Annotated in this window: 2 protein-coding genes; both read right to left on the bottom strand. The window is 70.9% G+C overall.

Going from position 1 to position 546, the window contains the following annotated elements; all coding sequences use genetic code 11:
• Positions 1-191: CHAD domain-containing protein (locus tag N878_RS25980; protein ID WP_031304278.1), on the bottom strand; the 191-nt coding region annotated here is incomplete at its 3' end.
• Positions 192-404: 213 nt separating this feature from the next.
• Positions 405-546, bottom strand: a 142-nt coding sequence (locus N878_RS28045; RefSeq protein WP_156350971.1) for a DUF4129 domain-containing protein, incomplete at its 5' end; no start/stop codon positions are given.

Below are 546 nucleotides of genomic sequence, written 5' to 3'. Positions count from 1 at the left end.
CCCTGCTCCAGCGCGTCCACCGCCGGCAGGCCGCGCAAGGGTCGCAGCAGGCTGCGCAGCTGGCGCAGGGCGATGCGCAGATCGTGCAGGGCTTCCGCGTCGGTGGCACCTGCCAGACGCGCCTGGCAGGCGTACAGACGCACCTGCAACGCCAGCACCCGGGCCAGAATCCGCTCGACGAAACCCTTCATGCGCACATCCCCTTACTCGGATCGGTCATTCAACACTGCCGGACCAAGGGTGGATGAAAAGTGCGTCATCCACCCCACGCGCCGTCGCAGCAGCATATTGCGCTGACGCCGGCTCGTAGGCTGTCGCGGGGCCGCCCAGGCCATGCGCACCGGGCATCCCGTCGCTCTCGGTGCGCACGGCGCACCCCCAGGTGATTATTGCGAGACCGCGCCCTAGCGCAACAGGCGCCAGGGCAAGGCCCTGCGCAACTCACCCAGCGCCTGGCGCAGGGCCGCCCGCGAGGGGGGCTGGCCGGCGTAGCGCTGGGCCTCGAAACAGCGGGCAAAGGCCTGGATCGCTGCGGCCTGGGCCGGG

Source organism: Pseudomonas sp. EGD-AK9 (assembly GCF_000465935.2).
Classification (GTDB): domain Bacteria; phylum Pseudomonadota; class Gammaproteobacteria; order Pseudomonadales; family Pseudomonadaceae; genus Aquipseudomonas.
The sequence above is the reverse complement of the archived record's forward strand: the minus strand, read 5'-3'. Positions and strand labels throughout refer to the sequence as shown.